Source organism: Paenibacillus sp. FSL M7-0802 (assembly GCF_038004945.1).
Classification (GTDB): Bacteria; Bacillota; Bacilli; order Paenibacillales; family Paenibacillaceae; genus Paenibacillus; species Paenibacillus polymyxa_B.
Genome location: NZ_JBBOSD010000001.1, coordinates 4,383,501 through 4,403,277, shown reverse-complemented (window position 1 = coordinate 4,403,277; position 19,777 = coordinate 4,383,501). Strand labels below are relative to the sequence as shown.

The window sequence follows — 19,777 nt, the reverse complement described above, 5'->3', positions numbered from 1 at the left end:
TACATCGATTATTATAACCCTGCATGTTAGCCAGAAATCGTTTGAGGAATGAAATGCACATATAGCGGAATGAAATGCCTTTAAAGTCGCATAATTTGCCGAAATTCCTTGGCTTTACTACGGCTCACAGGAATCTCTGCTTCTAGTCCACGCAAACGCAGGAGATACGTATGGTTGAACCAAGGTACAATTTCACGGATCTGCGATAGATTCACCGTGTATGATCGGTGACAGCGGAAAAAGTCCTGCTGCGGCAGCCGGGCATGAAATTCCGAAATGCTCATCGGCATCGTATATTCTTCGTGCCTTGTAAAGACACGGGTCACCTTTTCCTGCGCACACGCATAGTAAATATCGTTTGCATCCGTTACGATGATTTTGTCATTTTTCAGCAGATTAATACGACCTGGCGCAGCAACTGTGCTGGCTTCAGCAGCTCGGGGTTGCGCCGTCTGGACAGGCTCCTGTATTGGAACGTTCTGCTGCTCATAAGCATTTTCCAGCTTACGCAGCATAGATGCGATCCTTTTTTCATCATATGGTTTGAGGATGTAATCGAACGCCTCCAGCTCAAAGGCTTGCGCCGCATGTTCTTTATAGGCGGTCGTAAAAATAATATAGGGCTTTTTGGCAAATTTGCTAATGTTCTGTGCCAGTAGCATCCCGTCCAATGAAGGAATGTTAATGTCCAGAAAGATCGCGTCCGTCTCCTGATCTTGCAGAAACCGAAACACATCTAGCCCATCCTCGAAACTATCGGTCACCTCAATGTTGCTATGAGTCTGAATAAGATACTCCAGCTCTTCACGCGCTGGAAGTTCGTCTTCTACAATTATGGCCTTCATGACTTCTCCTTTGGTATGTCAAAATAAACTTCGGTGCCCGGCTCATGCTTCAGAATAATAACTCCTTCGCCGTACATAAGCTTGAGTCGTCTGTGCACATTGTACAAGCCGATCTGTTTAGCCGGAACCCGATCATGATACAGGTTATCCACAACATCATCCCGTATACCCACCCCGGTATCTGCCACAGAAATACGCACCTTTTCTCCACGATCCTTTACAGAAATGGTTACTGTACCTGATCCTTTTTTCTTGAGAATTCCATGATTTATCGCATTCTCAACCAGGGGCTGGATAATAAGACTTGGAATACGCACAGACACCTCATCCATTACATACTCTACCTGAAGTCGGTTGCCGAAGCGTGCTTTTTCAATTTCCACGTAATCAGACACCTGCTGAAGCTCTTTATGAATTTCGATCAAATCATCATTCAGCTCCAAATTATAGCGCAGATAACCCGATAAATTAATGATCAGCTCTCGTGCCTTATCCGGCTTGGTGCGTGTCGTAGAGGCAATGGCATTCAGCGCGTTAAACAGAAAATGAGGATTAATTTTCGTTTGGAGCGCCTTTAGCTCGGCTTTATTCGCCGCTTCCTTAATTTGCTCCACACGCGACACTTCCATTAACGTGGAAATGATTTGAGACAAGCCAATCGCCATCGTCTGCAACGGATACGTGATTTTATAAGCTTTGCGATAATATATCTTCAACGTGCCGGTTACTTCTCCGCGCTCCTCTAACGGGATAATGAGCAGAGACTGGATTTGGGGTGTTTTATCGTCTGCAATATGGTTGCGGATCGTGATTTTACCGCTGCGGATCGTCGTTTTAGTCACATCGCTAATGATCTCATCTCCGATGTGATAACGCTCTTCGCCAAAACCGACATAGGCCAGCACATCTCTGGTATCCGTAATCGCCACCGCGTCTGCCTTGATATCTTCTTTTATGATCGAACAAATGGTGTGTAAGGATTCCGCATTAATGGAGCGGAAATAAGGCAACGTCTTATTGGCAATGTCCAGTGCCAGCTTGGCCTGTCTGGCCGCGATATTCTCCTTTTCCCCCTCCACACTCTGGATCAACAGAACGATTAAACCGATACTGACTTCTCCGATAATCATCGGTAGACCAATCTTAGAAACGATGTCCACTCCAAGGTTATGGGGTTGTGCCATCACCAGAATGAGCAGCATCGTCAATGCTTCGCAGACCATACCTGCGGCGATACCGACTAGCCATCTCTTGGAACGGTTGACCCGGCGGCCGATGTATCCTGACACCACACCTGCCAAAATACTTGTAATCAGACACGGAATCGAGGTCACTCCCCCGATATCAATTAGATAACGATGGATACCTGATACAATACCTGTAACGATCCCAACCCATGGTCCGAACAAAATACCGCCTGCCATAATTGCAATGATTCGAACGTTAACAAGCGAACCTTCGACTTCAATCCCGGTGTAGGTGCCGAACAGCGCAAACATACAAAAGATCAATGTTAATATGGCCAGCTCTGCCGGAGAATGGCTGTTCTTTTGCAAGGTTTCCTTAAAGCGCGGGATACGTGTAATAAAAAATAAACAAATCAGTAACAACGCTGCGCGCTCAAATAGCTGCATCAGCATTTCCAACAAGGCGTTCACCTGCGTTCCTCCCAAATAAAAATGGATATGCCTACATAAGTTGTGTTAATTATTCACATATTTCAGTACTCACCCTGCCATTACGGGCATGGATGCTAGCCTTCCCACCAATCGGATATGTAAACTGCGGCGTAGTATGACCAAAATCAGCATCTGCAATCACTGGAATGGAGGCCAATTCTCTTTTCGAGCTAATGATTTGCCGCAGCAATTCTTCTGTCATATGCGACGCCTGCTGAAATCGTCCTATGATGATCCCCTTAACCTGATCAAATCCAGGCTGGTGCAACAGTGATTGCAAATCCCGATCAAACGTAGCGGGAGAGCTTTCGTAATCATCCTCAACAAATAGAATGCTTCCTTCCAGACTCGGCATATACGGAGTCCCCTGCAACAAATTCAGGGTACACAAGTTTCCGCCCACAATCGTACCCGTTGCTTCACCTTCATGAATCGCATACGGACCCGCATTGCGGTAAAAGCTTCTTTGATCCTGATCTAGATACCAAGTATCGTCACTCCACTCCGACGAAGACTGGATTTGAATGCTGCCCTCTTCCAACATCAACCTTTGAAAATACGCCGTCGTATAATCATTTCCTCGCAACATGGCAAACGTCAAAAAATGAGGTCCTGCATACGTGATAAGCCCCGTTTTTGCATAAATCGCATGGCTTAACGCTGTTATATCCGAATAACCACATAATCGTTTAGGATGAGCTCCAATCAGTTCATAGTCAAGATGGGTAAGGAGCTGATTGGCATTATAGCCCCCAATTGAAGTCAGGATGCCCTTTACCTTTGGATCGACAAAAGCTTCGTGCAAGTCTGCGACTCTGGACTCTATCGAGGAAGATGTAAAATCATCATTTTCCAGCACATGTTGCGAAAAACTCACTTTAAACCCTAGCTCCTCCAGTCGTTGCTGGGCAATCAAGCGATTTTCCTCAGAAACGATCGACAAGCTTCTGGACGGCGAAAGAATACGTATCTCGTCTCCAACTTTTAATTTGGGTGCTTGCTTTCCTATGATCATGGTCATCCCCCCTTAGTTACAAAGCATTTAAACTGCCACAAATTATACCATCAACTTCCATCTAATTATAGCTTCTAGAAATCCCATCTTCATTTCCCTTCTTCAAACACAGTAAAAAACCGGAGAGTACCGCTAGATAGCGATAATCCCCGGATCTCTAGTCCGAAAATGAAGCATTTCGGTTATTTGCTTTTGCTGATTTCGGTAGGAATGTTGTCCTCCTTCTGATCATGTACCAGTTCTTTTAATTGGATAATCAACGCCTCCAGCTCACTAAACCCGGTCACCATATTGGAGGTTATATTTCGTTGCTCCTCTACTCCAGCCAAAATTTGTTCTGACGCTGCACTCGCTTGTTCCGTTACACTTGAAAATTCCGTCATTTCTTGAACAACCTGAGATGAGTATTGCTGCATGCTATTCGTACTGTTTTCCACATCTACGGCCTGCTGCAGCACTTTATTGGCATTTTGCAGGATATCCTCCAGTACAATTTCGGTCGAATGTGCCGATTCCATACTTTGCTGTAGCCTTTGCTGTCCCATGTCAAATTGACTTACGACAGAATCCATCTGAGTTCTCAGTTGAGTCAAGATACCTTCCATCGCCACCGAGGTGTTCCCTACCATTTCAGCCAAATTACGCACTTCTCCAGCCACGATGGCAAATCCTTTTCCATGTTCTCCCGCTCTGGCGGCCTCAATGGATGCATTCAAGGACAGCAAATTAGTTTGTTTTGAGATTTGAGTAATATCTTTAAGCATGGCAGACATGCTATCACTTTGTACTTTAAACTCATCCAGTTCTTCTTTGGTACGACTCATGACCTGACCCAAATCCTTGATTTGAGACGTTAATGCCAGCAGTTGACTGCTCCCTCTGTCCCCGGCATTTTTCGTATCTTCGGAAAGCTGCTTCAGTTCTCGGGAATGATCAGCTACCTCTCGCACGTGCTGGTCAGATTGGGCCAAGTTATCCGTAACCTCGGTGATATTCGAAGCTTGCATTTCTACCCCTTTGGCAACCTCCTGAAACCCGATAGCGACTTCATTCGTCACGCTGCCCGTAGCATCCACTTGATTCCTGAATCGTTCTGTAAAGCTATGCAATCCAGCCACTGCTTGTTTAACTTGCTCAAACAGAAATTCAATTCGTTGCCTTGTAGCATCGATATCTTTATTTTGCTCTTCACTTTTCTTAAACTGCTTTTGATTTAACACCGATACCACTAACAGTAGTAAACCAATGAGTAAAACAATAATAAACTCATGCACATAGCGCAAAGAACCGGTAGCTGGGGGAACTGCGGGCGTACCGATTGTTATTTGCACAAAAATATTACAGAGATTTAAGGTCATAGCTACCAGAAAATATCGGTAAGACGGATACAGCAGAAACAAAGAGCAAATTAATATGGTGGTCACTACCTCGACGCTAGATAAGTTCAAAAATATACACATTAATACGCTAAAAAACGTAGTAATCCATGGAATAAGGCGGATTCCTTTCTTTTTCATATTCAGGATCGTTAAAACTGCCGCGACTACAAATCCTACACCATTAGATACCCACATCGAGGGATTAGATAATGCCGGGACGATGCCGCTCAAGGCCATAATCCAAAAAATAATGATCACCAATTTGTTTCTTTGCCACAACAATTCACTCGTTCTGTCCATGATTGTGTACGCGCTCCTTAGATATATATTAGGTATTTATAAAATAAAAATGTAAATGCCATACTTTATATATCGTCATATCAGAACACGTAGTGAATGAAAATCGTACAAACACCACATTCCTTTTAAACACCAAATCACAACAGGACAACTTTTTTAAAGAGAAAGAGTATGTAATTGTAAATAAATGAATGCAAAAAATCGCTCCCAAGCAGGGAGCGATTTTGAATTCATTTTTGATGATCTTCGCAATTGGAAAAGGTTCATGTACCAGCTGACAACATTAGGATTCCTTGTTTTCGGAAGCCTCTTCAGCGCCTTCGGTTGCCGCTGCATCACCTTCCACAGCAGCATTTTCTACTTCAACTGCACGCGGAACGATAATAGAAGCAAGCAGTTCTTCTTCAGGGACGTGCAGCGTTACTCCTTTAGGGAGCTTCAAGTCGCTAGCGCTCAGCTTGTCGCCAACATCCAGTGCGGATACATCTACCTCAATGGTAGATGGTAAATCAGCAGGAAGACCTTCGACTTCTACTTCCGTTTCCTGAACTTGCAGAATACCGCCTGTTTTTGTACCTACAGGTGTACCCTGATAATCAATAGAAACACGCACGCGAAGCGGTTTGTTTTTGGCAATTTTCAAAAAATCGGCATGCAACCACTGATTGTCACGCTGTTGATAATCTTTAATAATAACTGGAATGGTTTCTCCACCCTCTACAGTGAGGTTAAACACCTCTGAACGTCCGGTTCTGACTACTTTATTAAATTCCTTGGCATCGACATGTACAGGGGTTCCTTCAAGCTCAGAGCCGTAAACCACAGCTGGAATCCGTCCTTTTAACCTCAATTCACGAATAGCCGAACCCTTCTTCTCTGTTCTCGGCTGGGCGGTCAGTTGAATACTTCCTCCATTAGAACTCATGATATACAACCTCCTTCAGGTTACCTTACAAATGATTTTCCTCCAAGAATCTTGCCTGTTTACCAGTCGTACTACAGGATATAAGCCAGCAAGCTGGCAAAACTAAACAAGTCCATAATTCTATTTTACCCCTTTTTTCTGAAACTGACACACGTTTGCATAAAAAAGTAGCATTTCTCGAAATGATCGAAAAATGCTACTTTCGTGTATATAGCGACCAAGCATACAAGTCTATCCGGCCCGATTATCATTTACCAGTAGCAAATATTCTTCTCTGCCACTATGAATCAATACCTGCATCACAGACTGGTTCGGGTCTATATCAATATATCGATCTGCCTCAACATCCTTGGCATCCCAGTGATTAAGCCGGACAATGTAGCCGATTCGCTGTATATCAGGAGCCACCTGAATACGCGCTACTGCACGACCATCATCCAAATCACGGAATTCGACATGTCCGTCGCGGTGCCCCGTTCCCCATACCCATACGTTCCAGCCAGTGTATTGCCGATCCGCACGCTCGTAGATCAGTTCAATCGTGCGAAATGGGGCGACTTCACTATCTTTTCCAAGCTGGACATCTGTCAACGCTATGGCTGTACCTGCAATTTCTTGATCTGTCCCTTCATCCGAGTCTTCCAATTCGTTCTCCGCCTGACGATTAGCCTGATCTTGTTCAGTCACAAATGAGACTCGTGCAGGTTCTTCCTGATCATATAACACCATCATCGACCAACGTGATACGGTTACACGATGGCCTACGACTTCATACCGTGTCTCATTACCAGCCCCGTGTGCGTCCACGACCACATGCCAACGATCCGATTCCGCAGGCAATGCTATCGTCTGCTCTGCATCCGAGCCGTTATAAATCACCACAATATGATTCCAGGCATCACCGTTAGCATGGTGCCTCAAAGCAAAAGCCACCACATGCCCACTGCTTTGCAGCACTTCCATGTGCTGCTCCACCAGCTCACGATGATCCATTCGGAATGCCGGGTGGCTGCGTCGCAAAGCAATTAAGCCTTGGTAGTAATCAAACACTGGGCGAAACCTCGCCTTGTTATCCCAACGGATGGCATTGACTACATCTGAGCTTCGGTAGCTATTATGGTCTCCACATTTGGAGCGCAGCAGTTCATCCCCTGCATGAATAAAAGGAATACCTTGAGATGTGAGTACCATGCCGTTAGCTAACAGGGACTTGCGTACGGTTTCGTCCTCTAGCAAGTTATTTTCATCCAGTTCCCAATACGGGTCTGCTTCGGCAACAGCTTGTTCAGGTGTCCTCCCATCCTGTGGCTTCCCCTGCTCCCATTGTGGAAAACGACAGTGCTCCCGCAATTGTCTTACCGTCAAAATTTTATCCCACAGATTGAGATTATCGTGGGCAGTTACATAATTGACGGTCTCCGATGGCTGAGCTGTGAAATCATGAATCGCCCCAAAAGCACCTTTGAGCACCTGTTCCTCCTGATGTTCTGCACCTGTGGCAAACCCGCTCCCAGTACCGTCGCTATCCCCCTTAATAGCAGAACGGTAGTTGTCGTTAAAAACAGCAAAGCCTTTGTCCCGTTGCGTTCCTTTTAGCGTAAGCAAGGGTTGCGGAGATTCTCCTCCCGTCCAAGGCTCACCATAGATAAGCAGATCCGAACGCACTTCAGAGCGAAGTTCTTGCGTAAGCTGCACCACGGTTGGGGTATCAATCAGACCCATCAGATCAAATCGAAAGCCGTCTATATGATATTCCTCTGCCCAATAGCGTAGTGAATCCTTGATATACTTGCGCACCATCGGACGTTCGGTTGCCACCTCATTACCTACCCCTGATCCATTGGTGAGCTGCCCTTGTTCATCTGTACGGTAATAATATCCAGGTACAACAGGCTCAAATGGCCCCTGTTCCACCGAATAAGTATGGTTGTACACAACGTCCATAATGACACCGATGCCGGCAGTATGCAAAGACTGTACCAGCAGTTTCAGCTCTCGTATGCGTGTCTCCGGATCAGCCGGATTGGAAGAATAAGACCCCTCCGGCACATTATAATGCTGCGGATCATAGCCCCAGTTATATTCAGTATCTAATTCCGCAAAGTCATTTACCGTATGAAAATCAGCTACTGGAAGCAAATGAACATGTGTAATGCCCAGCTCCAGCAGATGATCCAGCCCGATGCTGTTCCCCTCAGTATCCTTCAATCCCGTATACGTAAAGGCCTCAAACCGTCCCTGAGCAGCAAATAAGTCTTTTTTCCCCGTATTAAAATGGGGATCCATCGAAAAATCACGTACATGAAGCTCATAGAGAATGGCATCCGTCGGCCGCTTAAGTGGAGGCCCCGCATCCAATTCCCATCCGTCCGGGTTGGTTTGAGCCAAATCAATGATCGCTGTACGCTGCCCGTTGGCTGATACCCCTGTGGCATATGGATCGGCAGCATAATGAATGGTGTTGTCCGCCCACTCCAGCCTGTACATGTAATAATATTTGTTCCAATCCCCTTCCAGCTCTATAGACCATACACCTTGATCATCACGGTTCATGAGAAATTCTTGACCACCGTCGTGCTCCTGAACGTTCCCCTCCTGATCGTACACCCCCGCATCGTTATACAACGCTATATGGACCTGCTGCGCAGTCGGTGCCCATACCTTGAACTTGCTGCCCACAGGCGTATAAGTAAGACCCAAATCATAGCCTTCATATATGGGATATGTTGTGTGCTCAAGCTCTTTGAGCTGATTGAAATCTGACATTCCTGTTCACCACCCATTTCTGTACATCGGCTTACAGCCTCTGTTCATCCATCATTTATGATGTTTATGACTTGTCAATATACCTCAGGATTTTGTAAAATCTTCACCTAATAGGCTATCAAAATAAGACAAGCTTGAAAAGCTGGATGATTTAAATAAGGATGACGCTTCCATTTCAACGCACACTCCATTTTATGACAAAACCATGAACAGGCTACAGCTTTTGCCCTCAAGCATAACAATAATTTCCTAGATTTCATCACTTATCGCTAAATAAGTACGTTAAAAAACACGTTAGAAAAGTCAGGACAATCTACGGTTATCCATTTCAAAAATATCGTCTGCAATCCGCATGGTAGAACTTCGGTGCGAAACAAGGACAACCGTTTTATCTTGCTGCTGTTCCTTTAACGATTTTAAAATAATCGCCTCGTTCAGGCTGTCCAAATTGCTGGTAGGCTCGTCGAGCAGTAAGAGAGGCGCATTATGGACAAAGGCTCTCGCCAGTCCCAAGCGTTGGCGTTCTCCACCGGACAGCCTGTCCCCCAATTCTCCAACTCGGCTGTCATACCCTTGAGGCAAGGTCATAATAAAATCGTGCACGGATGCCTTACGTGCTGCTTCCACAACCTGCTCATGTGTAGCATCAGGCTTTCCGATTTTGATATTAGCTGCAATTGAATCATCAAACAGGAACGTATGCTGGTCTACATAGCTCTGTAACCCTCTCAAATGTCGGGTTCCAATTTCCTTCAAATCGTGTCCGGATAGCAAAATTCCACCTTGCTGCGGGTCCCTAAATCGCATCATCAACTTCAGCAGCGTAGACTTACCAGAGCCGCTTTTACCCTGAATGCCTAGAATCCGCTTATGCGGTATCGTGAGACTTACATCATTCAGCACCGTTTGACCATCGTATGCAAAAGTCACCTTGTCTACTTGTACCCCAGTAAAGGCAACACTCATCCCTTCGATATTTTCCTCTACCTCCGGGGTTTCCTCCAATAGACTCAACACTCGTTCCCCGCTCGCCAGCGTTTGAAGCAAATTGTTGGACAAATTGCTCAGTGCGACGACAGGACCAAATGAACTAAACAGGGCAATGACAGAAATTAGCATACCTGTAAATTCAACCTGACCATTAGACATACCGTACAATCCAGCCAGCAGCATCAAGAATGAGAATCCAACTACAGCCGCATCTGTGATGGCTCTTGTGATACCTTCATGATGCTTCAAGTCCTTCTGCTTGGCATCCAATTGATCCGTACGACGGTTAATCTCATTCAAACGTTGTTCTCCTTGCCCATATTGCACAATTTCCTTCATACCCCGTAAGCTGTCCAAAAAATAACTGCTCAGCTTGCCAAAGCTACTTCGGTATTCCATCCCCTGACGTTTGCCCATACGTGACGTGAGTAAAGGAATAAATAAACCGACAGTTAGGTAAGCAAGCGCAGCAAGCCAGCCTAATAGAGGCTCATAAGAACCGATAAAAAACACCATGAGTAGTGAAGTGATGATGCCGATCATAACAGGCGCTATCGTATGCGCATAAAATACTTCCAGTAGCTCAATATCACTCGTAATGAGTGAAATCAGATTCCCCTTGTCCTTGCCTTCCAATTTGGCTGGAGCGAGTCTGCGCAGGGCTTGAAGTACCTTATCACGCAGTACAGCCAGCAGCTTGAAAGCGAGATAATGACCACTCATTTGCTCGCCATAACGGAATACGCCGCGTAGTACGGCACAAACCACGATCGCCGTCAGCAAAAACGACATGGTGTAGCCTGTCGTGATGCCCGTTGCTGTAAGCAGAGCTAGGGCTCCAAACACTATAATGCCAATAGCACAAACAAAACCAAGCACTCCTGTAACAATCGTGATGAGTAGCACAGGTAAAAGAGGCCCCGCCAATACCAATAATTGGCCCATGATCCGTAATCCATGTCTACGCATATACAGCCCCTCCTTTTACAAACTGCTCTACCCGGTGTTGACTGAGATACATCTCCGCATAATGTCCCTGCTGGCTCAACAGCTCATGATGCGTTCCCGATTCTGCCACCAAACCGTATTGCAGCACATAGATACAGTCGGATTGAACTACGTTTTCCAGTCTGTGAGAGATAAGAATCACTGTTTTTTGACCTGCCAGCGCATGTATAACCTCCATAATGCCTTCCTCACTTTCACTGTCAATGTTAGAGGTGGCCTCGTCAAAAATGTACACACGACTATCATGCAGCAATGCTCTGGCTAGTGCTAGCCGTTGGCGCTGTCCTCCTGACAGATTTGCCCCTTGCTCCTCCAGTTCTGCTTCCAGTCCTCCTTCTGAAAGGATAAAATCATACAGCTTCACTTGTCGCAAAGCTTCCAGCATTTGTTGCTCATCCGCGTGCTCATTGCCCATTTTTAAATTTGCTTCCACTGTGCCTTTAAAAATATAGCTGTTAAAACCGATCCAGGTCATGTGACGCATGCGGCTTCCTTCTGAAATATCGGTAAGCTCTTTTCCTCCAATCGTCAGACTTCCTCGATACCCCTCGTGATGCCCAACGATCAATCCGGCTACCGTACTTTTACCAGAGCCTGATTCCCCAACAATTGAAACAAAGCTGCCCTGGGGAATATCCATGGATATATTTCGTAAGGTATCTCTTTCGTCGTAGGCGAAACTCACCTGTTCCAGTCGAATATCTGTGTTTTCTATGCTTTCTTGTCCTTGTATAAGATCCTCAGTACTCAACATTTGAAATATTTTGTCGCTTGCTGCCATTCCGTTCATGGCGATATGAAAGTAAGAACCCAGCAGACGCAGAGGAATGAAAAATTCTGCCGACAGCAAAACAATGATGATTGCTCCTGCCAAGCCAATATGGCCTGAAGAATATTCGCTTACCGCGACCAGTACACCCGCAGCGGCACCACCAAATGCGATAAGATCCATAATGGCCACGGAGTTAAGCTGCATAGTCAGCACTTTCATCGTCATTTTTCGAAAATCCTCCGCTGCTGTGTTCATTTCCTGATGTTTATCCTGGTCTGTTCCGTACATTTTGAGCGTAGTCAGACCTTGTACATTCTCCAAAAAGCTGTGGCCCAGATTGACGTAACTACCCCAATATTTCCGAAAAAGCTTTTTAGCCATCCTCATAATGACAATGATCGACACTGGAATTAAGGGAACGCAGATCAATAGTATAATGGCTGCTTTGAAGCTGACAAAAGAGAGGGTGATGAATAACGTTACGGGGGCAAGCAGACTGTAAAATAGCTGAGGCATGTATCTACCGAAATAGGTTTCAAGCTGCTCTACCCCTTCTACAGCAACCTGTATAACCCCCGAGGTGGAGGTATGATCTGTATATGCGGGTCCCATTTTGAGCAACTTGCCGTAAATTTGCGAGCGCAGCGTTTTTTTAGCATTTACCGAAGCACGATAGGATAACATACTGGCTGCATAATTGCTCAGACAGCGAACTGCAATAGCAGTAATAACAATGACCGTCATAGATAGAATCAGCTTGCGAGTCACTTGTCCTTCCCATGCCTGCTGCATAACAAAGGCCATAGACAACACAGCGGCTATACTCCCCAAAAGACCGATCCACTGCACAAGCACACCCAAGACGATATATTTCCGAGAATGTTCCACTAGACCGAGCAGACGGCTGTCGACCATTTTAGACCTTTTTTTCAGAGTAGGTGCAGGTGAAGATGAAGACGTTTTTTCTGCTGCAGCGTTTCCCAGTGTTCCGATTCGGAATATAAAGTAATAGTATTTAAAAAGGATGACCAAGACGATGAGCGTTCTGCCCCACACATTAGGGGTGAAAATAAAGCCTGTAATCAGCATCGCTGACGCTAAGCCCAATGTCGTGATTTTCGTAGACAGCTTCAACGACCTTGTTTGAACAAAACTCTCTAGATGCTTTTGGTACAGAGCGGTATTCGAAAACCACTGGTGAATCCTTTCGGATCCCCGCATAAAGAAAAAGGTCGCTAGCAGCAGAAACGGTGTAGTCGGTAGCAACGGTAGCACTACACCAATAACTCCAAGCGCCAAAAATAAAAACCCTAAGGTAATATAGATCGGTTTCACTATAATCCTCCCTAATACTTATAATAGTAATGATTTCATTTTATAGATAATGATAATCATTATCAATATAAACAATTTAAGCAGGTTGTTATGTGATGTAAATCACGCATATAAAAATCCTCTTGAAGCACATCTCTACAGAACACGTTAGTGTTGATGTGGATGCTTTATCTTCAAGAGGATTATCGAAAATAGATGTTGATAATTCGTTGTTTTATGAATTTATAATATCATATTGCTCCAATATCTGCCGATGTAACGGGTGATCTGCGGTTATGGAAGTATAACGCGTCAGCGCCACACCCAGTCCTTCACTGCGGATCACCTGCTGAAGCTCGACTGCCTCGGGGTCTTCCGTAATATCAAATTTACAGGCAGCCGCCATTCCTAACGCCAGATGATCCGTCGGGATGCCATACTCCTGCGCTTGCAGCGCGGGACGTACAAGACGGTCATTGGGAGACAGCTTACGCAACGGTGAACGTCCGACTCGAGTAACATCGTCTGTCAGATTAGGGTTGCGGAAGCGATCCAAAATTTTAGAGATGTACTTCTTATGCTCCCCTTGATCCAAACCGAAGCGCTTCACAAGCACTGCTCCTGTCTCCTCCAGTGACCCTTGTATCGAATCCACCACCTTGCTATCCTTCATGGCCTCCTGGATGGTAGCATAACCTGCGGTATAACCAAGATAGGCTGCCACGCAATGCCCCGTATTCACCGTGAACAGCTTTCGTTCAATGTAAGGCTCTAGATCCTGCACGTACAGGATGCCTTCGATTTCTTCATGCTTAGGTGCCATTTGTGAACGATCCACCACCCACTCGTAAAAAGGCTCTACCTGCACATGTAACGGGTCCTCGTGGTGTTGGATCGGCACAATCCGGTCTACAGCAGCATTGGGGAAATATACCGAAGCCTCTGCCTTGGCACGAGTCGCCTCATCCAGTAGCGCAAAAACATGCTCTTTCAGTTGGGCGCTGCCTCCGATTGCATTTTCGCAAGCAATCACATGCAGCGGGCCTGCCCCTCGCTCCACCCGCCGCGCTATTCCCTCGGCAATACCTGCTGCAATATGCCTGAGGATGCTAACCCCTACCGCGGTCGTTACCAGATCAGCATGGTCTACCGCATCCGCTACAGCGGATGCATCTCTGCCGTCAATCGCCGTTACATTCGTGACCAGCTCCGTATCCTTTGTATCATTGGCTAGCTCTACGGTGTATTGTTTACGACGACGTAACTCGGATACAAGGGTGTCGTTGACATCTGAAAAGACAACCTCATAGCCTGCACGCGACAGAATCAATCCGATAAAGCCGCGACCAATATTTCCTGCTCCAAAGTGGACGGCTCTCATAGCTCCATCTCACTTTCGAACAGATCTATAATTTCCTGTGGGGTCACCGCGTTGCGAAGTTTATCCATATTTTCTTCCTCCGCACACACCACAGCGATACTCGTCAAAATCTCCATATGATCGCCGCCTTGTGCTGCAATGCCGATTACCATGTATGCTTTTTCTTCCCCAAAATCTATGCCTTGTGGAAACTGAACGATGGAGATGCCTGTGGATTGAATAAGCATCTTGGATTCCTTGGTGCCATGTGGAATAGCCAACCCGTTCCCGATATAGGTGGACACGATCTCCTCGCGTTCCAGCATCTTGTCAATGTACTCACTTGAAATATGTCCTGCATCCAGCAGGATTTGTCCAGCCATACGAATCGCCTCATATTTGTCTTTGGCGGTTGCGTTCATTTTTACTTTGTCTATCGTCATAATACTCACGGTAGGTTCCTCCCTGTCCCTAATTTACTGTGGAAAAATTCAGCTAGCTCACTCGATATATAATTGACAATATGATCCCTGCTACCGTGTTCCAGTAGCGTAACCATGTCTTCCTGCAAGAGTAATGCACTAATCTCGCTCAATACCTCCAAGCTTTCTCTCGGCAGCTCACGAGGTCCCAACATGAGCAGCACGCATTCTACCTGTTCGCCTGTATCCGCCAACAGCGGCTCTGCCAGCTTATACAAGGTAAGCGAAGGCTTGCGAATATAGTGGCTGCGCGTATGAACTAAAGCAATGGAGGTATCAGAGATCACCTGACTACCTTGGCGCTCTCTTTCCATGAGCTGTGCAGCAACCGCAGAAGGCTCTGTAACATTCCCCCGCCCCGCCTCCAACATGCATATAGCCTCTACGGTCGCCGCCATATCCATCCCCTGATTTTCCAGCGGATACACTTGAAATTGCTGTACAATGTGTACAATTTCCTCAAGACTTTTCCGCAGACCGGTAAGCCACTCTATATCCTGACCAGGCTGAACAGCCTGTTCCTGCTGATGGTCATTGGGATGATTGAGTGTAATATGCTGGATGAATTGACGCAGGCGATCACTCTCCTCCTGCGTCAGCAACGGGCTGATCTTAAGATACCGATCCGGTTCAAGCGGTAGCTCTACTGTCGAAATGATCAGATCATAATCCTCCTTGGGAATCCGCGCCGCCTCGTACCATGAAGCCCTATCCACAATTTTGATCTGTGGGAGCTCTTTGGCGAGCCTTGTTGCCAAAAGTCTGGATGATCCAATACCGCTCGTGCAGACTACGATGGCCCGCACCTCCCGCCGCAATTGTCGTAGCCGCTCCAGCGAAGCGCCAAAATGCATGACGAGAAATCCGATCTCTTCATCTGGTACTTTCATTTCTGTCATGTCCGCCGCAGCCTTTTTCACTGAGTCGAATAAGCTGCTGTAATCCTTGCGGATTTGCTGAAGGAGGGGGTTACGAATCGACCTGCCTTCCTTCAAACGTTTGAACACCGGGGCCATATGGGCAATCAGTCCTTCACGCAGAACACGGTCCTCTTCCAATGGCGTGCCTGTCTCTTCCTCCACACGACGAATCAACTCATGAACCGACTCCAACAGTACGAGATCATCCAACGGCAGTAGTCGGGTAGAGTGATCCTCGGCATCACGAAATAGCAGCCTGAGATAAGATCGTTCCGGCTCTGGAAATTCAATATCCAGCGCCTCTGACAACTCCGTGCATATGCGTTCCACCATAGCTGTTCGAAGCATGATATTTTCATCTGAATCTGTTTTTAAATATGAGAGAAGAGGATCCATAACATACCCGAGTCGCAGACGTACCAGCGAAACGCAAATTTGAATCAGCAGCTCCATGTATTTGCTTTCCACCATGTTTTCCAACCATTTTTCATGGGGCTGCCAGAGGGCCTTTTCCACAATCAGCAGGTTATCTCTGCCAATCATCTCCAGCAACTTGTCGGCGACACGGGTTACAGAACGAAGTTCTTCCCGGGCTGAAAACAGATCGGATTCATCCAAATATTCGAGAGCCAGCTCGGAAATCGCCCGTCTTTTGTCTGTCTCCCGCCCTGTAATCTCGACCCCGTACCCCCGTCTGCGCACAAGCATGAGTCCCCGTTCCCCAATCCAGCCTTGCAATTCGTCCAGATCATGACTGACCGTAGTTACCGTGACTTTCAAGTCCGAAGCCAGCGCCAGCAGCTTGATCGGCTCCCGTGTATCCAGCAGCATGCAGAGAACCACGATCTTTCTCTCCTCAGCCGAATATTCGTCTGACTTCGTATGCAGCAATTGCCTTCGCAGGCATACAAGCTGAGCTGGGTCAGCATCTATACAGATACCAATCCCTGACTTTTTCTCCAGCTTCACCTCATGAGCAGCCAGCCAATGCTCGACTGCGCCCAGTTCCCGATGAACCGTCCTTGTGCTGACATTGATCTTCGTGGCAATTTCCCCGGCTGTAACCTCTTTGGACTGCTCCAGAAGATATTCCACGATGTCACGTTGTCGTTTCGTAATATTCATAAGCGCATACCGTTCCTTCCCAAGCTCATCCCTCCAGCAGGAGACGTACACTGCATACGACGGGGATTAAGAATCGGATTTCAGACGTTCAACCAGCGCTTCGTATTCAGGGCTCTTCAGAAAATTGTCAATGGAAATGTGCTCAGCATTCGGGGCTACTGTTTTAGCCCGGTCTGTCAACGTTTTTTGCGTAATGACAATATCCGCATCCTGTGGAATTTCACTGATTGCCGTATTCGTAACTGTTACGCCTACACCCGCCTGCTTCATTTTTTTGCGTAAAATCGAGGCGCCCATAGCGCTTGAACCCATACCTGCATCACAGGAAAAGACGATCTTGTTCACTTCGGATTTATCCTTGAGCGTTCGATCTGCGGCAATCTCAGCAGCACGTTCAGATTCGTGATTATCTTCCATTACAGTGGCGTTAGCACTTGCACTCTTGCTTTGATTTTTCATATCTTTCAGGCGGGATGCAGCTTCCTCCAGCCCCTCTTCTTTTTGCTTACTAGTCTTGAGTAACACTGCGGCAACAGCAAAGGATACGACCGCAGCAGCGATCACCCCGCTCAGCATTGGCAAATATCCGCCTTTTGGCGTCATTAGAAAATAGGCGATGATGCTGCCCGGTGAAGGAGCAGCAACCAGTCCGGCACCTGTCAACATAAAACAGAAGGTTCCCACAACGCCCCCAGCTATAGCAGCAAGAATCAAAATCGGCTTCATCAAAATATAAGGGAAATAAATTTCATGAATCCCGCCGAAAAAATGAATGATGACCGCTCCAGGAGCCGATGACTTCGCAGAGCCTTTGCCGAACAGGCAGTAGGCTAGCAAAATACCGAGCCCCGGCCCAGGGTTGGATTCCAGCATAAACAGTACGGATTTTCCTGTTCTTGCAGCTTCCTCTAACGCAATCGGACTCAATACTCCGTGATTCAGCGCGTTGTTTAAAAATAATACTTTTCCGGGCTCAATAATGAGGTTGACAAGCGGCAATAGCCCTGCGTTCACGAGGAACTGTACCCCTGCCGACAACACTTGACTGATCATTTGTACAATCGGACCAATCGCCACATGGGCAAGCAGCGCTAGAATGGCACCGATAATTCCGGCCGAAAAGTTATTGACCAGCATTTCAAAGCCTGATCTGACTTTGCCTTCAATGGCCTTGTCGAACTTCTTCAATATCCACGCAGCCAGCGGACCAGCTACCATCGCGCCCAGGAACATCGGGATATCGGCTCCCACTATGACACCCATCGTCATAATGGCACCAATCACACCTCCACGCTGTCCGTGAATCATCGTGCCCCCTGTATAACCGATCAGTAACGGCAACAAATAATTTTTCATCGGGTCAACCAATTGTGCAAAACCTTCATTCGGGAACCATCCGGTCGGAATAAAGAGTGCCGTAATCAGCCCCCACGCAATAAATGCTCCCATATTGGGCATAACCATACCGCTAAGAAAACGGCCAAAACGCTGTACGGCGACACGAGTGCCTCCTTTTGAACTTGGCTTTGCGTCCAATGTACTCATATTCAAATCCTCCTTGTAGGTAAGCATCACTACCTTTTCTTAAAATTCATACTAAATGACAGCGCTATCTTCATCAACGAAATGAAAACGTACTTTCGTCATGAACGTTGATGACAACATTTAAATTTAAATTATCCGGGAAGGTATTATACCTGCATAATTCTTCTTAATATGACCTGTAGCTATAGAAATTAGTCGAAAAACCGTGCTGGATTATGTATGATTCTTATATGGGGACAACCCTCTAAATCAGAATAAAACACGTAATTACGTTTGCAAAAAGACAAAAAAATAGCCGCTACGTCAAATCATAGCGACTATTTTATACAAAAATCGAGCAGACAAATAACCCTCTTACTCCATACTACAATGCTCCATTATTGCTCATCGGAAATCAACTGCTCATACTGATCCGCAGACAGTAGCTTGCCCAAGGCTTCCTCCACATCTTTATCCATCTCTACTTCGATCATCCAACCTTTTTCATAGGGAGATTCATTCACTAGCTCAGGTGTACTTTCCAGCGTTTCATTCACTTTTAGTATGGTTCCCGTCACCGGAGCAAAAAGGTCGGATACTGTCTTCACCGATTCAATCGTACCGATCTCCGCTCCCTGCTCAATCGTTGCTCCCGCCTCAGGTAATTCTACAAAAACAATATCACCCAGTTGATGCTGTGCAAAGTCTGTAATACCAATTCGTACCGTTCCATTCTCTGTCCGCTGAACCCACTCATGTTCGTCTGTATACCAAAGTTGCTGCTTTACTTCACCCATTCTGTTCCCCTCACTTCCATATGAATAAAATCGCTTTTGCTCACTGTACTAGACAGGTTAAGATTATGACAACAAGAACACTCATGTCAATAATACTAACAAAAATACTTCATATCACCTCATATAGCGTACTATATAAAAATATGATAGCTTATAACAAACGCTTACATATCCTTATTTATATATTAAATGTTTTTTCTATTGTTTTTGATGACATTTTTATTGACATTTTGAATGAATTTGCGTATTAATGGGTTATAGCAAATGCTTTGGGAAACACCCCGACAACTGCAAACGCGGATGAACGCGGAGGGAGAGACTGCCAAAAAGATTCGCATAGCTGTTGCCGCTTGTGAGACATAAGTGCACGCGAATCGGATCAAGTTGTTATCTGCAAAGCCAGGTAATATACCGTTGATCCCGAAGGTAGCGCCGAAGGAGTAAACCTGCATTGCAGGTGAATCTCTCAGGCAAAAGGACCTCTGCCGGACGCATCTCTGGAGAGCATTCGCTATTGGAGCGGATCACCCAAGGGGAAACCCGGTACATACCGGGGTAACTTTCTGGTATCAAGGA

The 19,777-nt window shown here is 46.1% G+C and carries 13 protein-coding genes and 1 riboswitch; all 13 genes read right to left on the bottom strand.

Annotation, left to right across the window (positions count from 1 at the left end; all coding sequences use genetic code 11):
• Positions 1-80: 80 nt before the first annotated feature.
• The 13 genes from MHB54_RS20265 to gcvH all read right to left on the bottom strand — a co-directional run bounded on the left by MHB54_RS20265 (position 81) and on the right by gcvH (position 19,201).
• Positions 81-845, bottom strand: a complete 765-nt coding sequence (locus tag MHB54_RS20265) for a LytR/AlgR family response regulator transcription factor (RefSeq protein WP_013311480.1) — start codon at positions 843-845, stop codon at positions 81-83.
• Complete coding sequence (locus MHB54_RS20260) at positions 842-2,503, bottom strand: sensor histidine kinase (RefSeq protein WP_175405291.1); 1,662 nt, start codon at positions 2,501-2,503, stop codon at positions 842-844. Before MHB54_RS20260 ends, MHB54_RS20265 begins: the two co-directional genes overlap by 4 nt.
• Before the next feature lie 49 nt (positions 2,504-2,552).
• A complete protein-coding gene (locus MHB54_RS20255) occupies positions 2,553-3,539 on the bottom strand; it encodes a S66 family peptidase (protein ID WP_053325943.1) in 987 nt (328 codons plus the stop codon).
• 182 nt (positions 3,540-3,721) lie between these two features.
• Positions 3,722-5,218 carry a methyl-accepting chemotaxis protein gene (locus MHB54_RS20250; protein WP_264454666.1) on the bottom strand — a complete coding sequence of 499 codons (1,497 nt, stop codon included), beginning with the start codon at positions 5,216-5,218 and terminating at the stop codon, positions 3,722-3,724.
• Between the two features lie 283 nt (positions 5,219-5,501).
• Positions 5,502-6,143, bottom strand: coding sequence for a 50S ribosomal protein L25 (locus tag MHB54_RS20245; protein ID WP_069081206.1), 642 nt, complete (start codon positions 6,141-6,143; stop codon positions 5,502-5,504).
• Between the two features lie 231 nt (positions 6,144-6,374).
• Positions 6,375-8,909 carry a type I pullulanase gene (gene pulA, locus MHB54_RS20240; protein ID WP_340981843.1) on the bottom strand — a complete coding sequence of 845 codons (2,535 nt, stop codon included), beginning with the start codon at positions 8,907-8,909 and terminating at the stop codon, positions 6,375-6,377.
• Between the two features lie 303 nt (positions 8,910-9,212).
• Positions 9,213-10,868, bottom strand: coding sequence for an amino acid ABC transporter ATP-binding/permease protein (locus MHB54_RS20235; RefSeq protein ID WP_264454665.1), 1,656 nt, complete (start codon positions 10,866-10,868; stop codon positions 9,213-9,215).
• Positions 10,861-13,014: a DUF454 family protein gene (locus MHB54_RS20230; protein ID WP_264454664.1), complete on the bottom strand. Its 2,154-nt coding sequence runs from the start codon at positions 13,012-13,014 to the stop codon at positions 10,861-10,863. Before MHB54_RS20230 ends, MHB54_RS20235 begins: the two co-directional genes overlap by 8 nt.
• A 214-nt stretch (positions 13,015-13,228) precedes the next feature.
• On the bottom strand, positions 13,229-14,374 hold the full coding sequence (locus tag MHB54_RS20225) for a mannitol-1-phosphate 5-dehydrogenase (protein WP_068942005.1): 1,146 nt from the start codon (positions 14,372-14,374) through the stop codon (positions 13,229-13,231).
• A complete protein-coding gene (locus tag MHB54_RS20220) occupies positions 14,371-14,805 on the bottom strand; it encodes a PTS sugar transporter subunit IIA (protein WP_028542458.1) in 435 nt (144 codons plus the stop codon). Before MHB54_RS20220 ends, MHB54_RS20225 begins: the two co-directional genes overlap by 4 nt.
• The gene (locus tag MHB54_RS20215) at positions 14,802-16,880 is read right to left on the bottom strand and encodes a BglG family transcription antiterminator (RefSeq protein ID WP_264454663.1); all 2,079 of its coding nucleotides are present in this window, start codon (positions 16,878-16,880) and stop codon (positions 14,802-14,804) included. Before MHB54_RS20215 ends, MHB54_RS20220 begins: the two co-directional genes overlap by 4 nt.
• A 66-nt stretch (positions 16,881-16,946) precedes the next feature.
• The gene (locus MHB54_RS20210) at positions 16,947-18,425 is read right to left on the bottom strand and encodes a PTS mannitol transporter subunit IICB (RefSeq protein WP_076157636.1); all 1,479 of its coding nucleotides are present in this window, start codon (positions 18,423-18,425) and stop codon (positions 16,947-16,949) included.
• 377 nt (positions 18,426-18,802) lie between these two features.
• Entirely contained in the window at positions 18,803-19,201 is a 399-nt protein-coding gene (gene gcvH, locus MHB54_RS20205; RefSeq protein WP_023989876.1) for a glycine cleavage system protein GcvH, read from the bottom strand.
• Between the two features lie 393 nt (positions 19,202-19,594).
• A riboswitch (glycine riboswitch) is annotated at positions 19,595-19,693 on the top strand.
• Positions 19,694-19,777: the final 84 nt, after the last annotated feature.